Source organism: Novosphingobium sp. 11B, from assembly GCF_054589055.1.
In genome coordinates, this window is sequence record NZ_BAAILP010000281.1 from 1 (window position 1) to 18688 (window position 18688).

Annotated in this window: 17 protein-coding genes and 1 pseudogene; 7 read left to right on the top strand and 11 right to left on the bottom strand. The window is 63.5% G+C overall.

Features of this window, described 5'->3' with window-relative positions; all coding sequences use genetic code 11:
- Nucleotides 1–216: 216 nt before the first annotated feature.
- The 3 genes from ACYPYD_RS24225 to ACYPYD_RS24235 are packed head-to-tail and all read right to left on the bottom strand — an operon-like array spanning nt 217 to nt 3958.
- Entirely contained in the window at nt 217–576 is a 360-nt protein-coding gene (locus tag ACYPYD_RS24225) for an FAD-dependent oxidoreductase (RefSeq protein ID WP_459666004.1), read from the bottom strand.
- A gap of 12 nt (nt 577–588) precedes the next feature.
- Nucleotides 589–1620: a LacI family DNA-binding transcriptional regulator gene (locus tag ACYPYD_RS24230; RefSeq protein WP_459665982.1), complete on the bottom strand. Its 1032-nt coding sequence runs from the start codon at nt 1618–1620 to the stop codon at nt 589–591.
- A gap of 25 nt (nt 1621–1645) precedes the next feature.
- A complete protein-coding gene (locus ACYPYD_RS24235; protein WP_459665984.1) occupies nt 1646–3958 on the bottom strand; it encodes a membrane-bound PQQ-dependent dehydrogenase, glucose/quinate/shikimate family in 2313 nt (770 codons plus the stop codon).
- Between the two features lie 243 nt (nt 3959–4201).
- Between ACYPYD_RS24235 and ACYPYD_RS24240 the strand changes: the two genes are divergently transcribed.
- Both ACYPYD_RS24240 and ACYPYD_RS24245 read left to right on the top strand, forming a co-directional pair.
- Complete coding sequence (locus tag ACYPYD_RS24240) at nt 4202–5533, top strand: carbohydrate porin (protein ID WP_459665986.1); 1332 nt, start codon at nt 4202–4204, stop codon at nt 5531–5533.
- A 90-nt stretch (nt 5534–5623) separates the two neighbouring features.
- Nucleotides 5624–6115, top strand: a complete 492-nt coding sequence (locus ACYPYD_RS24245; protein ID WP_269078916.1) for a LysR substrate-binding domain-containing protein — start codon at nt 5624–5626, stop codon at nt 6113–6115.
- A 33-nt stretch (nt 6116–6148) separates the two neighbouring features.
- On the opposite strand, the gene ACYPYD_RS24250 is transcribed toward ACYPYD_RS24245, so the two are convergent.
- The 6 genes from ACYPYD_RS24250 to ACYPYD_RS24275 all read right to left on the bottom strand — a co-directional run bounded on the left by ACYPYD_RS24250 (nt 6149) and on the right by ACYPYD_RS24275 (nt 10970).
- On the bottom strand, nt 6149–6811 hold the full coding sequence (locus tag ACYPYD_RS24250; protein ID WP_069709403.1) for a DsbA family oxidoreductase: 663 nt from the start codon (nt 6809–6811) through the stop codon (nt 6149–6151).
- A 295-nt stretch (nt 6812–7106) separates the two neighbouring features.
- Entirely contained in the window at nt 7107–8195 is a 1089-nt protein-coding gene (locus tag ACYPYD_RS24255) for a Ros/MucR family transcriptional regulator (RefSeq protein ID WP_459665987.1), read from the bottom strand.
- 332 nt (nt 8196–8527) lie between these two features.
- Entirely contained in the window at nt 8528–8998 is a 471-nt protein-coding gene (gene aac(6') / locus ACYPYD_RS24260; RefSeq protein ID WP_036530796.1) for an aminoglycoside 6'-N-acetyltransferase, read from the bottom strand.
- A gap of 83 nt (nt 8999–9081) precedes the next feature.
- Nucleotides 9082–9357 carry an HU family DNA-binding protein gene (locus tag ACYPYD_RS24265; RefSeq protein ID WP_008827913.1) on the bottom strand — a complete coding sequence of 92 codons (276 nt, stop codon included), beginning with the start codon at nt 9355–9357 and terminating at the stop codon, nt 9082–9084.
- 435 nt (nt 9358–9792) lie between these two features.
- On the bottom strand, nt 9793–10413 hold the full coding sequence (locus ACYPYD_RS24270; RefSeq protein ID WP_459665989.1) for an enolase C-terminal domain-like protein: 621 nt from the start codon (nt 10411–10413) through the stop codon (nt 9793–9795).
- A complete protein-coding gene (locus tag ACYPYD_RS24275; protein WP_459665990.1) occupies nt 10410–10970 on the bottom strand; it encodes a hypothetical protein in 561 nt (186 codons plus the stop codon). The genes ACYPYD_RS24270 and ACYPYD_RS24275 overlap by 4 nt, the downstream gene beginning before the upstream one ends.
- Before the next feature lie 515 nt (nt 10971–11485).
- Between ACYPYD_RS24275 and ACYPYD_RS24280 the strand changes: the two genes are divergently transcribed.
- From ACYPYD_RS24280 to arsH, 4 genes are read left to right on the top strand one after another with little or no spacing between them, the layout of a single operon-like run.
- Nucleotides 11486–11815 carry an ArsR/SmtB family transcription factor gene (locus ACYPYD_RS24280; RefSeq protein ID WP_008827916.1) on the top strand — a complete coding sequence of 110 codons (330 nt, stop codon included), beginning with the start codon at nt 11486–11488 and terminating at the stop codon, nt 11813–11815.
- A gap of 12 nt (nt 11816–11827) precedes the next feature.
- On the top strand, nt 11828–12256 hold the full coding sequence (arsC, locus tag ACYPYD_RS24285; RefSeq protein ID WP_459665992.1) for an arsenate reductase (glutaredoxin): 429 nt from the start codon (nt 11828–11830) through the stop codon (nt 12254–12256).
- Nucleotides 12253–12924 carry an aquaporin gene (locus ACYPYD_RS24290; RefSeq protein ID WP_459665994.1) on the top strand — a complete coding sequence of 224 codons (672 nt, stop codon included), beginning with the start codon at nt 12253–12255 and terminating at the stop codon, nt 12922–12924. The genes arsC and ACYPYD_RS24290 overlap by 4 nt, the downstream gene beginning before the upstream one ends.
- On the top strand, nt 12921–13670 hold the full coding sequence (arsH, locus tag ACYPYD_RS24295; RefSeq protein WP_459665996.1) for an arsenical resistance protein ArsH: 750 nt from the start codon (nt 12921–12923) through the stop codon (nt 13668–13670). Before ACYPYD_RS24290 ends, arsH begins: the two co-directional genes overlap by 4 nt.
- Nucleotides 13671–13727: 57 nt before the next feature.
- On the opposite strand, the gene ACYPYD_RS24300 is transcribed toward arsH, so the two are convergent.
- On the bottom strand, nt 13728–15344 hold the full coding sequence (locus ACYPYD_RS24300) for an alkaline phosphatase D family protein (RefSeq protein ID WP_459665998.1): 1617 nt from the start codon (nt 15342–15344) through the stop codon (nt 13728–13730).
- Between the two features lie 23 nt (nt 15345–15367).
- Nucleotides 15368–17557: a TonB-dependent receptor gene (locus ACYPYD_RS24305; RefSeq protein WP_459666000.1), complete on the bottom strand. Its 2190-nt coding sequence runs from the start codon at nt 17555–17557 to the stop codon at nt 15368–15370.
- Nucleotides 17558–18453: 896 nt separating this feature from the next.
- On the opposite strand from ACYPYD_RS24305, the pseudogene ACYPYD_RS24310 reads away from it, so the two are divergent.
- Nucleotides 18454–18552: pseudogene (locus tag ACYPYD_RS24310) on the top strand (IS5/IS1182 family transposase); the annotation flags it as partial.
- Between the last annotated feature and the right edge of the window lie 136 nt (nt 18553–18688).

Genomic DNA, 18688 nt, shown 5'->3' on the forward strand with positions numbered 1-18688 from the left:
GGAAAACAACCCTTCGCTCCGGTAATCGCCGCCCCGCATCTCAAATCCTTCAACCTCAGTTGAAGGCGTCTGAATCACCTCAAGCGGTTCAAGGAAAGAGCCTTTTTCCGCAACCTGTTAAAGCTATTCGGCCTTCGTATCGGCACCGCCAGAACACCCGGCCGTCGGGCAGAGCGACTGGCGGCCTTCTACGCCCAGCGCCCTGACCTGAAGGCGCTATTTACCCCTCAGGCTTGAGGCAGGAAAATGGCCGAAGCCAGGACGTTCGCTTCCCGGCAGCGTGCAGGATGCACAGTCGCCGATCGCGAAAACGCGCGGGTCCGAGACCGACCGCAGCGTAGGGGTAGTGAGGATCTGGCCCGTGCGCGTCAGTTCCAACGTGCCGAGCTTGCCGGCGATCGGCGTGGCGCGAACCCCCGCCGCCCCACACCATGAGGTCTGCCGGGATATGTTCGCCGCTATTGGTGCATCGGCGGTCACTTCGGTAACGGGAACCTCGGTCAGCACGCGGACGCCCAATGTTTCCAGTTCCCGCCGGGCCGCGTTGGAGAGCCGCTCGGGCAAGGCGGGCAGGATATTCGAGCGCGACTATGCCAGCGTCGTATCCGGTAAACTGCGTGGAGCCGCCGAAGATGCCCTGACGATCAGGTTGGTTTCGACCAGCTTCATGGATCTGCTCTCGCCGCCAATCTGGCCGAGCAGGGCTTGCGCGGCCGCCCGCCCTATTTCCGAGGCATTCACCCGCACCGTCGTCAGCGGCGGGTTCATGCAGGCGGCGATTTCCATGTCGTCGAAGCCGGCGATCGAGATATCGTCCGGAACCCGAAATCCCAGCCGTTGCGCCTCCGCCATCGCGCCGATCGCCAGAATGTCGTTGGCGCAAATGATCGCGGTCGGCTGGTCCGCGAGGATTTCGGAAAGGCCAACCGCTCCGCGATCGACCGTATAGCGCTGTTCGCTCACGGCCAGCGTACAGCCATGCGCGGCCGCGAAATCGACGAGGGCCTGCAGTCGGGCGAAGGCGCGATCGTTACCTGCGGTAACGCCGGCGATCGCGCCAAAACGGCGATGGCCCAATTCGAACAGATATCGGATGACCGAGGTGCTGGCCGCCGCATTGTCGAAACCGACCCAGCTTGCGTCGATATCCGGATCAGCGGTCCAGGTCAGGCAATAGGGTACGCCCTGCTGGTCGAGCAACGCATAAAGGGCAGGATCGCGCGCGGCACCGACGAGCATGATCGCCTCGGCGCCGCGTTCGATGAGTATCCGCGCCGCTTCCGCTTCCCGCAGACCGTCATAATTACTGGTCGCGAGCAGCAGCGTCGATCCGGCGGCCGCCACCTCCTTCTGCAAGCCGTCCAGGCAATTGGCAAAGATCGGATTGTCGAGCGTGGGCACTACGGCTCCGATCAGGTGGCTACGCTTCGATGCAAGCGCCCGGGCTGCGCTGGAAGGCAGATAGCCCAGTTCCTCGATCGCCCGCCTGATCGCCTCGCGCGTGGCGGGCGCAACTGTCGAGGGGGAATTGAGAAGCCTCGACACCGTTACCTTGCCGACCCCCGCGCGGCGGGCGACGTCGTTGATGGTGACGGTGTTCGAGGCGTTCTTCTTGGTCATCGGATTGCTCCGATAATCCTTTTTCCTACTTCAGGGTATAGGCGGTGACCAGATCGCCGTGCTTGGTGCCGAGCGGACCGTGTCCGCCATCCGCGGTCAGCACGTATTGCCGCCCGCCGGCCCCGTACGTCATCGGGGTCGATTGGCCACCGGCGCCGAGCCGGTCCTCCCACAACAGCTTGCCGCTATCAACCGCATATGCGCGGATGTACTGGTCGAGCGTGCTGGTCAGGAACATCACGCGGCCACGGGTGATCAGCGGTCCGCCGATGCTGGGCACGCCCAGACGCAGCGGGATCGGCAGCGGCGCGCTGTCACGGATGGTGCCGTTGCGGACCTGCCAGGCGGTTTTCATCGTGCGCAGATCGACCGCGACCACGGCGCCCCAGGGCGGACGGAAGCAGGGCAGGCCGATCGGCGAGAACAGCGGACCATGCGCGACGCCATAAGGCGTGCCGAGCATCGGCTGCAGGCCGCCTTCCGGTCCCGGCGGGTGCTGCGGCGTGGCATAGGACGGATTTTGCGGGCCACGCGGCAGCAGCTTGGACACGAACGGCATGTAGTTCAGGTTGCCGACCATGATCTGGCGCTCGGGGTCGATCGCGACACCGCCCCATTCGAACATGCCGATGTTGCCCGGGAACACGAGCGTCCCTTGCGTGCTCGGCGGTGTGAACGGCCCTTCATAACGCAGCTGGTGGAACTGAATCCGGCAGGCGAGCTGGTCGAACATCGTCGCCCCCCACATGTCGGCGCCGGTAACCGGGGCCTTCGGACGGAAGCTCAGCTGAGAGAACGGCTGGGTCGGCGACAGACGCTCGCCGGGAGCGCCGCCCTGCGGGACCGCCGTTTCGGGCGCATCGACCAGCAGCTTGCCGGTCAGGCGGTTCAGCACGAAGATGTCGCCGCTCTTGGTGGGGGCAAAGAGCGCCGGGACGACCTTTCCATTCCGACGCAGATCGACGAGCGAGGGCTGGGCGGGAATGTCCATGTCCCACAGATCGTGGTGAACGGTCTGGTACGACCAGACGCGATGCCCGGTGTTGACGTTGAGCGCGACGATTGAGCTGCTGTAGCGCTCCACGGACGGCGAACGGTTGCCACCCCATACGTCGGGGGTGCTCACGCCCATCGGCAGGTAGACCAGCCCCGCCTTTGCGTCGAAGGCGAGCGGTGCCCAGGCGTTGGGCGAGTTGGTCTTGAAGCTCTCGCCCTTGCCGGGCAGGTAATTCTCGTCGATCGCGCCCGAATCCCACGCCCAGACCAGCCGGCCGGTGTAGACGTCGTAGCCGCGGATCACGCCCGAGGGTTCATTGCTGGAATAGTTGTCGGTGATCGATCCGCCCAGGACGAGGACGTGATCGGAAACGATCGGCGGCGATGTCGGCTCGTAGAAGCCGACCTTGGACATGCCCATGTCCTTGTTCAGATCGACGGTGCCGTTGGTGCCGAACCCCTTGCAGACCTGGCCGGTCTTGGCGTCGAGCGCGATCAGGCGGGCGTCGTTGGTCGGCAGATAGATACGCGCGGCGCATTCGGCCGGGGCCGGCTTGCCCTGGCTGTCGAGCGCGTTGGCGGGGGTCTCGTGATACGAGACGCCGCGGCAGGTCATGTGCTGGAAGGTCTTGTTGCCGAAGACCTTGGGATCGAACTGCCAGCGGACATGGCCGGTGGCGCCGTCAACGGCGATCACCTTCTGGTGCGTCGAACACAGATAGACGGTGCCGTTCACCGCCAGCGGCGTATCCTCGAAGGTGGCGTCCTTGGGATCGTTGGGACGCACTTCGTCGCCGGTGTGGATCTGCCAGGCGACCTTGAGCTTGTCGACATTGGCCGGCGTGATCTGGTCGAGCGGCGAGAAGCGATCTCCGCCCTGGCTACGGCCATAGGCGCGCCAGTCGCCCGCCGGCTGGACCGCCGCCATCGCGGCATCGACCTGGCTTTGGTTGGCGGTGAGATCGCCTTCGAAGCTGTGCGGGTCCTGCGCAACCGCGATCCCCATGTAGGCGGCGCCGATCACCACCGTCGCGACCAGCGGGGTGCGGACCCCGCGCGAAATCGACGGGATCACCAACAACACGGCCGCCAGGATGCCGATCACGCCCAGGCGCGGAGTGATCTGCCACCAGTCGAACCCGACTTCGGAATAGCACCAAAGGATCGAACCGAGCGCGAGCAGGCAATAAAGCCACATGGCATTGCGGGTCCGTCTCAGCCAGAGCAGCGCGGAACAACCCAGGAACAGCGCTCCGGCAATGGCATAATAGAAGGACCCCCCGAGGCCTATCAGCCACAGGCCGCCGACGAGAAGGGGGAGCGAGAACAGTAGCAGCAACACGCTAAGGATTCGGCGTGGCCAGCGGCTGCCTGGGGCCGAACGTGAAGAAGAGGTCATGGGAAAGGACTCGATAATCGTGACCAAATGTGTATGGAACCGGTTCCATAAATTGGCAACCCTCGGTTCGCAACAAGCGGTCTGAGGTAACCCGAGTTTGCAGTATCCGCCATGTTCTCCCTTCCTGTTCAGCCACTTACGATCGTCCACTATGTCGCAGCGATACCGCCCGTCACAGCGGATCGCATGCTCGTAGAGCAATCGAACGGCCCTATCCCAGACGGCTCGGACAATGCGGCGGGCGCCGATAATTCGACCGCGCACCACCTGCCACCGGCTACGGAACATGATGCCGCGAACGGGAAAACGCCCGACACCCCGCATTTGCTCGGTGACTGGTTCGGGTTGCGGCACAAGCTCGTCGACATCGGAATCACGCCGATCCTCGCCAACACCACTCAAAGCCTCGACAATGTCCGTGGGGGATCACGGCGACGGTTCGTCACCGCCGGACAGTTCAACATCGGCGCCGTTGCCGACCTTCACTCGCTTACCGGATCGTTGCCTGGCACCTTCAGGGTCCTGCTGACCCGACGTTATGGCCAGGCCTTCAACACGGCGTCGGGCGTGAACGCGCTGGTCAACCCTATGGCGATCCAGGGGCGCGGCGAACTGTGGCGGGTCAGCCAGTTTTCCTACCAGGTCGCCCTGGGACGCGTGGACGTTAAAGTTGGCAGGATGCTGATGGACGAGGATTTCGACATCGGCCAGTGCGACTTCGTCAACGGCTATAGCTGCCTGGGCGAGAATATTCGCGTCGCCAACAACAGCTGGGTCGTCACCCCGGCCTCGCAATGGGGTGCGCGGCTGGTCTATGACTTTGGCGCGGGCTGGTCGCTCAAGACCGCTATCTACAGCTTCAACCCGAAGAATCTCGCCACGAACCGCGATTTCTACGTCGGATTCAGCGGCGCGAACGGCGTCTCCGTGCCCGTCGAACTCGATTACAAGCCCAAGATCGGCGGGACGTTGCAGGGAAGGTATATCTTGGGCGGCTTCTTCAGCAATTCGCACCAGGCCGATCCCGTGCTCAACACCCAGCATCAGAGCCTGGTTCTGCAGGGCGGCACGCCGCTCATGCGCGATACCGAACTCGGTGTCTATTTCGGCGCGGAGCAGCAATTGACCGCCGCGCGCGACGATGGGTCACATGCCCTGTCCGCCCTCTTCCACGCCTCGGAGTTCAGCAGCCAGAGTGCGCTAAACAGCAATGCGCTGGGCATGGGGCTGGAATACTCGGGCATCTTCAAGGCGCGCCCGAAGGACAAGATCGGCCTCGCCTTCGGCACGGCGCACATCAACGATCGCATTACCAATCAGGACAAGATCATCCGCGCCGCCACCGGCACGGACACGCCGGTGCGCGGGCGGGAATATGGGGTGGAGGGATTCTACGCCATCAACGTGATGCCGGGCCTGTTGCTTGAACCCGATGCGCAGGTGATCGTCCATCCCGGCGGCAATTCGAGCCAGCGAACCGCAGTTCTGCTCGGCTTCAGGACCGCTACGACCTTCTGACGCGACCAAGCTCACTTGCGCGGCCAGCACGGGCTGACTGGAAGACCGCGATAGTGCGCACGGTATTAAGAGCGGCGCCCCCGCCAGCCCATCCGCTACGAGGAACGGCTGGAGCAGGACATGATTGCCGTACCGATCGGGCCACGTTCGCAGAGGATAATCACGGCGGCGGCTCCCGCCTATCTGGACGCCCATGGCCGCCCCGCCCATCCCCGTGAACTCCTCGACCACGCTTGTCTGCGCCTGCGCTTCTCCAGTGGCGCACGGGCCACCTGGGAGTTCGAGCGCGGCGACGAAGTGATCCGCCTCGACCCTCCCGGCCCCCTGCTCATCCAGCCCGGATCGGCATGCGACCTGCTGGTCGAGACGGCGGCGGCTGGCCTTGGTGTCGTGCGGCTTTTCGAAGACTGGCTCGGGCCAGCCAGGCAGTCAGGAGCCCTGGAAAGGATTCTCGACGAGTGGGACGAGCCGTTTTCGGGGCCGATGCTCTATTACTCCAGCCGCCGCCAGCTTCCCCCTCCGCTCCGGGCCTTCATCGACTTCACCCGGACGGAGCCAGCCATACCGAAGCCGCAAAGGTAACGACATCGGCCTGCATCAAGGTGCCGTCCGGGGCTACTGAGTGACTGCAACCCGTTCTGCGGCAATCTTTTTCAACACGTCCTCGAACACCTCGACTGGCTGGCCGCCCGACACAAGGTACTTCTCGTCGATGACTATCGCCGGGACGCTCGAGATCCCCCGCGAGCGCCAGAGTTCCTCGTCATCACGGACTGCCGAAGCGAATTCGTCTCCGGCAAGGATTTCCGCCGCGCGCAACGTATCGAGGCCTGCACGCGCGGCCACGTCCAGCAGCACTTCATGGCGCGAGACATTGGCGCCCTGAGTGAAGTACGCCTCGAACAGCGCGTGCTTGAGTTCGGATTGGCGGCCCTGTTCTCCCGCCCAATGCAGCAGCCTATGCGCGTCGAACGTATTGTAGATGCGGCTCTCGTCGTTCATCGCAATTGTGAAGCCGACGCTTGCGGCGCGCTCCTGAAGCACCGCCCTGCTCGCGGCCGACTGTTCGGGCGTGGATCCGTACTTCTGGGCAATGTGCTCACGCAGGTTTTGCCCCTCGCTCCCCATGTTCGGATTCAGTTCGAACGGCTGGAAATGGATCTCGGCAGTGACTTCTCCCTCGAGCCGCTCAAGGGCGGCTTCCAGGCCCTTCAGTCCGATGACGCACCAGGGACAGGCCACATCGGACACGAAATCGATCTTCAACTGCTGGGGCATTCTCAGGCGTTCCTTCGATCAGCTTCACATGCCCCAGACAGATAGGAACGTTCTCGGCACATGACGAGGTTACGGTGTTGTATCGAAGGCCAATGCCCCTGCAAGGCGCGCCGCTTCGTCAGATCTAAAGGAGCGCGTGGTGGCGAGAATGGATAACGGCTTCGGTTCGGCGTTATGGGTTGGCGACCAGGAACTACCATTGGATCGTCGGTAGTGCGAAGCTGTCTGTTAGGGAACGCCAACCTCCCCATCCCACTCTGCCGCCTGTCGCGGCAGAGTGGCGGGTCCGACAGCTTTACTTGGCCTTAGTGGCCTGACGCTTACGGCGCGGTTTAGCCTCCGCGACAGCGGGTACGGTCGTTTCAACCGCAGTGGTTGCCTCAGCGGCCTCGTTCCCGAATAGGCCGAGCTTGCGCCGGCGCTTCGGCTTTTCGACCACTTCGGCAGTTTCTTCCACCACTGGAATTGAGGCAGCAGACCCTCTCGCCGGCTGAGGTGTCCGTGCCATACGCTTTACCGGCTGCTTCCTCCGCGTCTTGGCGCCGGTCGCGGCCTTTTCTGGCTTCCTCGTTTCGGCAGAGGCAACAGCAGCGGTTTCGACCTTTGGCGCGGCGGTCTCCGGCTCAGCAGTGTTCGAAGGTATCTCGACCGCTGGGATGGCTCCCGTTTCAGCCGCGGCAGACGGGGAATCCGCGAGAGCTTTGCCAGCCTTTTTTGCGTTGCGCCGCTTTGGCATTGCCGGAGCAGCCTTCGCTGCCTCCTTCACGGGCTTGGCAGAAGGGGCGGCGACCGAAGAAGCGGGTGCTTGCCGCACATCAGTTGCTGGAGCAGCTTTGCGCTGTTCTGGCGCTGCTGTGAACTTCGACTTTGCCGTACGCTTGGGCTTTCCTGGTGCTGATGCGGGTTCACTTGACGGGCTCAGTTCAACGCTTTCATCGACCGAACCAGTGCGTTCCGGCGCTAAACTTTCAGCGACTGCCTTGCGGCTGCCCAATCCGATTTTTTCGGCGATCTCGCGGCGCCGCGCCGCGAATGACGGCGCGACCATAGGATAGGTCGAGGACAGGTTGTAGCGTTCACGGTATTGTTCCGGGGTGAGGCCGTTGCTCGCCAGGTGACGTTTGAGCGTTTTGTAAGGTTTGCCGTCGATGAGGCTGAGAATGTGATCCGCCGACGCCAGGCTCTTGCGCACTGAAACCGCGGGCGTGAAGATAGGTGCTTCGGGTTCTGCTTGTTCAGGGGTGCTGTCTTCGACCAGAGCGGCCCGTGTCGAGCGAATGAGCCCGGCAAGATCATCGGCACTGACCGTATTGTTGGCGAGATACGCGCTCAGAAGTTGAACGGTGAGTGCAGCAATATCGGAAGTCGGTTCGGTGTCAGGCATCGATTTGCCCCTCTCGGATTTATAACGACGACGTTGAGCTATTGCCTTTATGGCAATTTGTCATGGATCGACGCGGTTGCAGTGCTTTTCAAGGGTAAATATAGCGAACACCTCGATCTGAGGCACGCCCGAGTACGACAATGCGTCAACGGCGCGTGCTCCTATGAGACGATTAGCCAGCAGATACTCCTATCGTCGGATTGGCGGCGGCCGATCAGCATCAATGCCCGATCTGCCCGGCATGCCCCATAGATGTACGGCCTGTTGATAACACGGTGAACAAGCTGCGGAAAAAGGTGTCAATCGACATCCGAAGCTTCATCTGGAGCAGTTCAGCTTAACAGCGGCATCGGCGTCAGGACCTTGCGAAAATACACCACTCGCTCGGTTTCCTCGAATTTCAGCGCTGCGTGCATCGCATGCGACACGGTGTTGTCCAACATGGCATCCGAGGCGAGTTCAGCGCAGCCCATGCTGCGAGCCCAAGCTTCCACGGCGTCCACCAAGCCGCGCCCGATGCCTTGTCGCCGGCATTCTTCCACGACATACAGCCCCTCAAGGAACGCGACCGGTGAAGTTTCGCAGCCGTTGACGTAATCGACGCGCATCGCGGCTTCCGCAAATCCGACAAGCGCGCCGTGCTTATCGCGCGCTAGGAAGCCAATGAAAGGCTGCGGCTCCGCCATTAGCTGAACCACGTCTTCCTGGTGCTCCGCTTCCGAGCCATCTGGCCAGAGCGACGTGCGCAGAGCCGACCATTCAAGAAGATCAGCGTTGCTGCCCACTGTTATCCGTACGATCATGCCGCTCGGCCTCGGGAACTGGTCAGGGAAATTATGCATGGTGGCGACGCCGGCAATAGGCGCGATGCCGCCACCGTATTGCATCAGCCGTTGAGCTTGTCCTTGACCGCCTTGGCGACCGTGAAGGTCAGCTTCTTCGAAGCCTTGATGGTCATTGCCTCGCCGGTTGCGGGGTTGCGGCCTTCACGTTCGGGGCTGTCCTTCACCTTGAACTTGCCAAAGCCGTTGAGCGAGACTTCCTCACCCTTGGCCGCCGCGCTGCCGATCGCCTCGAACACGGCGTCGACAATCTTGCGGGCGTCGGTTTTGGTAATGCCGTGATCGTTGGCGATGGCGTCGGCGAGATCGCTGTTGTTCATGAGAAGTTCGTCCTGTCGATGTCTATGGTTCGCAAAGCTACGTTGCTTTCGAGCTTCGCGGCCTTCCACCATGGAACAGCCGAAACCGCGTTCAAAGTCGCATACTCACGCTGAACGCGCCTTGAGGCCGCTTTGTCCACAGTCTGTGGATATGTGAAACTCATTCGGTGACCGAATTACCCGGAAAACATCGCGCGCGGAACCATTCTCGGCCGGTCTCTTGCATAACGCACACAAGGAGAATTCCCATGTTTGGCATGGTCATCGGCGCAATCGCAGGAAACAAGGCCGCAAAGCACGTCCAGGGGGGCGCTCCGCGACGAACTCACCGCGCTGCAGCGCGGCGATCGGCCGGATCGGCATGGCTGGGTGCAGGCGTGCAGCTAGGCTGAACCGCGCGTTTCCGGGGGCGGCATGAAGCCGTCCCCGCCGAAGTCAGGCAGTCACGCTCCCCCACGCCGCGCCCCAGAGGTTCGGCGGGCAATGAATGCGTCCGTCACGATAGGACACAGGCTCGGGCAAATCCGCAGCGATGAAGGCCGGACCGTCGAGGTCCACGAAGTCACATAGCTGACCGAGCAGAAACGCCGGAGCCGCGGCAAGGCTGGACCCCGCCATGTTGCCGACCATCACGCCCAGCCCCAGCTTGCGCGCGAACGCCTCCATGTCCAGCGCTTCGGTCAGGCCTCCGCACTTGTCGAGCTTGATGTTGGCAACCTGGAACCGGCCGACCAGTCCCGCGATGTCCTCCAGTCCCAGCAGGCTTTCGTCCGCCGCGATGGGAATGCGCGCGCCGCCCGCAGGCATCGCCCGGCGCAGTTCCTCGCGGCTGGGGCCGTCCTCGATCAAGGGGCGGTAGGCTTCCAGCTCGGACTGCATGTGATCGAGCGTATCGCCGGTGTAGTAGACCCCGCTCGCCTCGCCGCGCCCGGCGATACCACCGCCTTCCAGCCTGACCCGTACGGCGGGGATGCCGGTGAAGACATGGCCGGCGATGCGCAGCGGCTGCCTGAAGGTCATCGGGTCGGTAGCTACGTGCAGCGTGAGCTTGCTCATGCCGTCGCCCCCACGATCCCGGTCCGCCGCGCGCCGCGCATGGCAAGCAGAAAGAAGAACGCCGCCAGCAGCGAACTGGGAAAGCTGACGCCCGCGATCGCCTGCCCCAGCATCGCTTCGCCGCCCAGCGCCTGGCTGAGCAGGGCGATGGCGGACGGCGCGGTCGCGACGCCGAATACCGCCGAGACGAAGACGTTCGTGCCCAGCGCCAGCCCGCGTATCTCGTTGGGTACGTTGAGCGCGATCGCGATCACCCCGATCGTCGCCGTCACCGCACCCATCGTCAGGTTGAGGGCCAGCACCCCGTCCCTACCGCCGCGGCGACGGCCGAATTCCGCGCCCTGCCCTCCGGCAAGCGCGCCGACGATGCCGCCCGCCGCCAGGTCGCCTGCCTGCCCGAAAACGTCGCGCTCTAGGAACACTTGAGTGCCGTGGAGAACGCACAGTATCTGCTGGCGCTTTCCGGCGGGAAGCAGGACCATAAGGCGATCGCCGGTGTCTTCACCGCAGCCGGTCTGCAGGAACGCGCCTGGGACCAGCGGCTTGACGCCTTCCACCCATCCCGGGACGTACCATCGCCGCTCGCGTTCGCGGCGCTGGAGATGCGTGATGTCTCGAAGCGCAAATCTACAATAGCGATACCTTCAACCCGGAACCGGCACTGTCCGGCCGCTTCGATTCCCCCTTCGTGCTGGTGTTTCTTGCCCTGTTGTTCGCTCACGATCTGACCTCGTGCGAGCGCAAGGCCGGGCGCCGGCGAACGCTGGCCGCACGGCGGCGCGGCCTGGTGGCGACGCCGCACGTTGCTGCGCCTCGCGCTGCTCTGGGGAGCGACTGGTGTACCTTTCGCCGTTGCGGCCGCTACTTCGGGCGTTGCGCCAGGGACGATCCTCGCGATCCCGCTAGTGGCCTTGCATACCTGCTGTTCTGGGTAGCATTGTGCGCTCTGATCGGCGGGCTGCGCTGGAGCAGCCTTGCCAATGCGGCGAGCCTGGCGACCAAGCGCACGAAACCTATCGGCATTATGCGATAGGTTGTTGACCACGACAATTCCATCGGATAATTCCGATTAATGGAAACCGGCACAGCCCTCTCGATCCTCACGGCTCTTGCGCATCCGACTCGTCTGTCGACCTTCAAACTTCTGGTTCAACATGAACCCGAGGGGCTTTCTACCGGACAATTGGTCGAAGACAGTGGGTTAAGCCAGAGTACGTTCTCCACCCATCTGGCGGTCCTCGTGAAGGCAGGGGTGGTCGTTTCCGAAAAGCGCGGGCGTCAGCAGATCCAACGAGCCAGCATCGATTCCCTACGCGGCCTCATGCTGTTTCTCGCCAAGGACTGCTGCGGAGGCCGTGCCGATCTGTGCGAGCCGCTGCTTGCCGAACTCACCTGCTGCTGAAGGATCAGCGCTGTGACCGACATCGTCATCTACCATAACCCTGAATGCGGGACGTCACGCAACACACTCGCCATGATCCGCAACGCCGGCATCGAGCCGCACATCATCGAATATCTGAAAACACCTCCGGCACGTGCGCTTCTCGTCCAGTTGATCGATCGTGCCGGCATGTCGCCGCGCGACCTCCTGCGCCAGAAGGGTACGCCCTATGCCGTGCTTGGCCTCGATGATGCGGCGCTGACCGACGATGCCCTGATCGACGCGATGATAACACACCCGGCCCTCATCAACCGGCCGCTGGTCGTGACGCCCCTGGGTGTCAAATTGTGCCGCCCGTCCGAGGCCGTGCTGGACATCCTGCCCACGCAGCAGCGTGGTGCCTTCGCCAAGGAGGATGGCGAGCAGGTCGTGGACACCGCCGGCAATCGCATACAGGCGTGATCCCCCGCGCCGTTCTTGCCGAGGGGCTTGGCAGCCTTCTGCTGTTTGCGACCGTGATCGGCTCAGGGATCATGGCGGAGCGCCTGGCCGGCGGGAACGCCGCCATCGCGCTTCTGGGCAATACACTGGCGACCGGCGCGATGCTGTTCGTGCTGATCACGATGCTCGGCCCGGTGTCTGGCGCGCACATGAACCCCGCCGTCACGCTCGTCATGCGTCTGCGCGGGCATATCCGCACTGACGCGGCACTGGCCTATGTCGCGGCGCAACTGACAGGCGGCATCCTCGGCGTGTGGCTGGCCCACCTGATGTTCGATCTGCCAGTCCTTCAATTGTCCACGAAGCTCCGCGATGGCCAAGGACAATGGGTCAGCGAGGCTGTCGCGACCTTCGGGCTGGTCTTGACGATCCTCGGGACCGCACGGATGCGTCCGGACAATCTTCCGGTCAGCGTCGCCATCTACATCGTAGCAGCCTACTGGTTCACATCGTCCACCAGTTTCGCAAATCCGGCCATCACCGTCGCTCGATCGCTGAGCGACAGCTTCGCCGGGATCGCCCCGTCATGCGTACCGGCCTTCGTTGCCGCGCAGATCGTCGGCGCCGTCGTTGCCCACCTTGCCAGCGGGATCATCTTCCCGGCAGCCTTACGAGAGGAACCCGCATGAACCGTATCCGCGTCCTGCCTGATCCCGGCCATCTTCCCGCACTCGATGTCGCCTATGCGATCGCACGCCCGGCGCTCGGCCTTGGCGACGATCAGCCACCGCCGCGTATACTCCTGCTCTACGGATCGCTTCGGGATCGGTCATTCTCTCGCCTGGCGGTCGAGGAAGCAGCACGCCTGCTTCGGTTCTTCGGTGCGGAGACGCGCATCTTCGACCCGTCAGATCTGCCGCTGCCGGATCAGGTGGCTGGCGACGACCATCCCGCCGTGCACGAACTGCGCGAACTCTCGATGTGGTCGGAAGGTCAAGTATGGTGCAGCCCCGAGCGGCATGGCCAGATCACCGGCATCATGAAGGCCCAGATCGACCATCTGCCGCTGGAGATGAAGGGCATGCGGCCCACGCAGGGCCGCACCCTCGCCGTGATGCAGGTGTCCGGCGGATCACAGTCGTTCAACGCGGTCAACACGCTGCGCCTCCTCGGTCGCTGGATGCGGATGTTCACGATTCCCAATCAGTCGTCGGTGGCAATGGCCTATACGGAGTTCGATGAGGCTGGCCGCATGAAGCCGTCCAGTTACTATGACAGGATCGTCGACGTAATGGAGGAGTTGGTGCGGATCACCGTCCTCATGCGCCCACATGCATTCCAACTGGTAGACCGCTACTCGGAACGCAAGGCGGCCAGCATCAACGTCGATCAATCGGCAGATCGCGCGAATGCAGCACTGGCCGACGGGCTGTGACCGCATTCGACCTGTGCCGCCCTTCAACGGCTGCTCGATAACAGCTGGCCAGGGTCGCTAGGCGCTGAAGCGACGTTCGCCCCACTTGACCGACAGGCCCTCGGTGGTGACCCCCGCCGTGGTGTGCTGCGCGATCGTGGGCATGAAGTGCCACTCGCCCTTCACCGCCTCGGGCGTGATCTGCATCGAGACGTAGCCGCGCCGACTGGTGTCGACGAAGGCAAGACCCGGGTTGGCGGACTGCATCGCCTTGCCCAGATCGGCCGGCGGCACGGCGGGCAGGTATTCCTCGTAGCCCGGCGAGGTAACCGACTGGCCCGCGTACTCGACGCCGACCGGGCGCCCATCGACGGACAAGTCGTTGCCCCAGGCATTGTGGCTGTCGCCGGACAGGACGACGAGGTTGCAGTCCGCCTCGCGCGCGGCGCGAAGAAGGCGTTCGCGCGCGGCGGGGTAGCCATCCCACGAATCCATGTTGAACGGCAGGCCCGCCTTCGACGCCGCAGCGATCGCCATCAACGCCGCCGCGACCTTGGGATCGCCGCCGCTGGTGGCCAACTGCGCGATCTGCGGCGGGGCCTTGAGCGAACCCATCACCACCTGCTGCGCCAGCACCTGCCACCGCGTCCCGGCCTTTGCCGAGGCGGCCATGTCGGCGTAGAGACGACCTTCCTGCGCCGCGCCCATCAAGGTGCGGTCGGCAGCCATCCACGGGCCGTCGCGGAACTCGGCAAGGGCCTTCATCAGATCGCCCTTGCCCTTGATAGCGGTGCTGATGTCGAGCTGTTGGCTCCGTCCGGTCAGGCGGGTTTCGGGCCGGAACATCGTGGCGAGCGAGCCGATCTGATAGCTTTCGTAAGGCTTGTCCGACACCGGCATCCATTCGCGGTAAGCCTTTTCGGACGCCGCCTTGCGCACCGACCACGCGCCCTCGGTGTCCGGCGAGTGATTCTCGGCGCCGTCCTTGTAGGAATCGTTGGCGCTTTCGTGATCGTCCCATTGCGCCACCATCGGGAAATTGCGATGCAGCGCGCGCAAGTCCGGATCGAGGCGATAGCTGGCAAGGCGCAGGCGGTAGTCGGCCAGCGTGACCGTCTCGTTCAGCGGCTCGATCGGGCGGCCAGGCATCGGCTTGTCCGGATAGTGGCCGTAATCGTACTCGTAGTAGTAATCGCCGACATGGACGATCAGGTCGAGGTCCTTGCGCGCGGCGGCATGGGCATAGGCGTTGAACCAGCCGAACGGCAGGTTGGCGCATGAGAACAGCGCCACGCCGAAGCGGTCGACCTCGCCCACCGGCAGCGTGCGGGTGCGGCCGACCTCGCTCTTCGTGCCGTCGGGCGCGATGAAACGGTAGAAGTACCACTTGCCCGGCGAAAGGCCGGTGACGGTCAGCTTGGCGCAATTGTCATGCGCGGGCGAGGCGACGATCTCGCCGCCACCGGCCACCTTGCGGAAGGTTTCGTCTTCGGAAACCTCGCAGCGCAGCTTCGTCTCGCCGCTGCCGACGTAGCGGGTCCACAGCAGCGCCGAATGCGCGGCCGGCTCTCCACTGGCGACGCCGTGGGTGAACCCGCGCGCGGTGAGGATTTGCGCGACGCCGGGCGTGGACAGCGCGGCAAGGCCGAAAGTGCCCGCCGTGAGCAACAGGCGGCGGTCGAGAACGAGAGTCATGGGTCTGTCCTGTTCTTTGTGCGTCAGTAGCGGGCGGTGAGTTCGATGCCGTATGTGCGCGGCTCGGCAGGGATGAACGTCGGGTAGCCGAACGAGCCGCCGGTATTGCCCGCGTCGAGCAGGTACTTCTTGTCGGTCAGGTTACGCGCATAGCCGGCGATCTGGAACTTGCCGTCCATCAGCGAGACGCCCGCACGCAAGTTGACCAGCGTGACCGGGTCCTGGCTGATGAGTTCGCTGTTGGGGATCTCGAAGTAGATCTTGCTGCGGTACGTGACACTGGGCGTCGCGAACAGGCTCACCGTTTCGGTCAGCGGGGCATTGAGGTTGAAGCCCGCCGCCCATTGCCACTTGGGCTGGAGGCGGAACTGGTCGCCCGCATAGGCTCCGTTCGCCGCCTTGTCGTCGATGCCGCCACTGATGAAGCCGACGTTGCCGAAGGCGCTCAGCCACGGGGTCAGGCGCGCTTCCAGCTCGGCCTCGACGCCGAGGTTGGAGGCGGTGCCGGCGCTGCGGGTCACCGCGCGGCCGTTCTCGATCACCGAGACCTGGAAGTTGTCGTACTTATCGTAATAGACGCCCAGCGAGCCCGAGAACATGCCGACTGCGCCCTTGATGCCGACCTCGTAGTTCCACACCGTCTCGGACTTGATGAGGCTGAGTGCGGGCACACCGCCCGCCGCCGAGGACAACTGCACAACCGGGGAACGGCGACCTTCGGAGACCGTCGCATAAAGATTGAGCGAAGGCGTCAGGTGATAGAGCACGTTCACGCGCGGCAGCACGGCGGCGTAGGACTTGCGGGCGTGGAAAGTCTGCCCTGCGGTGTCGAACATCGGTAGCAGCGGCTGGCCGTAGACCGGCGCATTGGGCTGGTAGGCGGCGTAGCCCGACCGACGCTTCTCGATCAGCACGCGCGCGCCTGCGGTCACTTCCAGATCGGGCGCAGGCTTCCACGTCACGTCGCCGAACATCGACCAGGTCTGGTTACGGCCCTCGTTGCGATACCAGCTGGAGTAGGGAACGGCGGTAAAGGCGCCGCGGGTCAGCAGCGACGTGGCGCTGGCGGCAGGCACCGAGTTGTTCGCCGCGACGCAGCCCAGCCCCGGGATCAGGTTGGCGCTGCACTGCAGGTACGTGCCCACTTCCGAGGACATCGGCACGTACTGGTAGGAATCCTCAATGAAGTAGTTCCAGCCGAACGAGGCGCGCCACTGGTCGTCGCTGTAAGTGAAGCGGCTTTCATGGCTCGCCTGCCAGCCCTTCGCGCGCTCGGCGAATTCGAGATACCACGCGGCCGAACCGTCGGCGTCGAACACTTCGAGGGCGTCGAAATCGCGGTAGCCGTTGACGGTGGTGAAGTTCCAGCCATCGGCGAAGTCCCAGCTCAGCGTCAAGTTGGCGTCGTAGACGTCGCGCGTCAGGCCCAGCTTGTCGGCGCCGAGGATCTCCTTGGAGTACGGCGAGCCACCGAGGTAGGCAGCATCGTAAAGACCATCCACCGAGGTGGAGCCCAGGTTCTTCGACAGGAACGGCGTGCCCGAATTGCGCTGGCGGTCATAGGTCAGCACGAGGTCGGCGGTGAAGTCGCTGGTCGGCGTATAGCGCAGCGATCCGCGCAGGCCGAACTGGTCCTGCGCGTAAAGGTCGTCCTGTCCCGGCGCGAGGTTCTCGATATAACCGTCGCGCTTCTTCCACTGCCCTGCGACGCGAACCGCCAGCACGTCGTTGCCGAGGTTGACGAAGCCTTCCAAGCGCTTGGCGTCGAGGTTGCCGTAAGCCCCGGTCAGCGCGGCGGACGTGCCCGCTTCCGGCTTGGCCGACACGAAGCTGATCGCGCCGATCGTCGCGGCGGTGCCGAACAGCGTCGCCTGCGGCCCCTTGGCCACTTCGACCCGGTCGAGATCGTAGACGCCCTGATAGGCCCCGCGCGAGCGCGAGATGTCGATGCCGTTGTAGTACAGCGTCACGCGCGGCCCCTGCTGCGCCGAGCCGCTGTCCGAAGTGATGCCGCGGATCACGAAGCCGGGGTTGTTGGCGCTCTGCACCTGCACATTGAGGCCGGGCACGTAGTTCGACAGCTCACCGATGTCGGTCACGCCAAGCTCGCGCATGCGCTCGCCGCTCTGGACCGAAAGCGTGATCGGCACGTCAAGGGCACGCTGCTCCACCTTCTGGGTGGTCACCACGATCTGGTTCGCGTCGGCATCCATCTCGTCCGCAAAGGCAATTGAGGGTGCACCGCACAATGTTGTTCCTGCAAGCAGAGAAGATGCGTAAATGCCTATTTTCATGAATGTTTCCCCCGGGATGCCGCGTGATAGCGGCAGGAGGTATCGCGCGCTGGTGAACGTTTTGTGGCGGTTGCGAACGACCTGAACGAAAGCCCGGTCCGAGCAAGCCCCGGAGCAGTTCCCCTCCAGTGCGCGTTCGAACGGCCATCTGCGGCTGACGGGCTCAAACCCCAGCCAGTCTGGACTCCCAACTGCTTCGCGGGAACATTAGCGCTTTCGGCGAATACGCCTGCGAAAACCTGATGACGATTCCGAACGCCATGCATCGACGGCCTTCTTCGACGCGGGATCGCCGCTGGTCCTGCACCGCCTCTCGGAATTGTGCGGCATTCGGCCGATCTGCCGAAAGGCCCGCCCGTCGTCCGACATTCGCTACGAACGGGTACTGACCTTTGTGAAGGACCGGCCCGCCAATGACCTGTCCGTTCTCAACTCACTCAGGTTGCAGGCTTCGACAGCAGCGGATTTACGCGTGCACTGTATGGCAGCACTGGCCTCGCGTTCTGTGTGTGGCTGACGGTGAAGCATGTTGCAGCAATGCTGGGCTATTCAAATCCCGGAAAATTCTCATCGGCGTTTCGCTAGATCAGTTCGCCCGCCTCGCCCATGTCGGGTGTCAACGGCGAACTGGCCATTCGGCTTACACTGGTCGGAAGCGAGCTTCGCGAGCACTTTTTATACGAGATGCTGCTCCATTGCCGCATTGAAGAAGTCCAGAGCCTTTCCGGCTAAGAGCCCGACCCACAAGTTGTTGAGCAATACCAGCATGTTGTGATTCACGCCGTCCTGCGAGAGATGGAGTGAATGATGGCATGGACTGGGAAACAACCATTGCCTCGTCCACCGCGTGGGCAACGATCGCCTCCATCCGCATGCTCACACGTAGAACGGCAAAGTATTGCTACGTTTGGTGAACTTTCGAGGCAGGCACTTAGCTCGACTTTGTACGTTTTTGGTCAGGTCCAGGTCCAGAAGATGCTGTTTTCAGCAACGTGGTCGAGTGCTTGATCGAGGGGCAAGACGCATCCGCCCATATCATCGATATTTTCC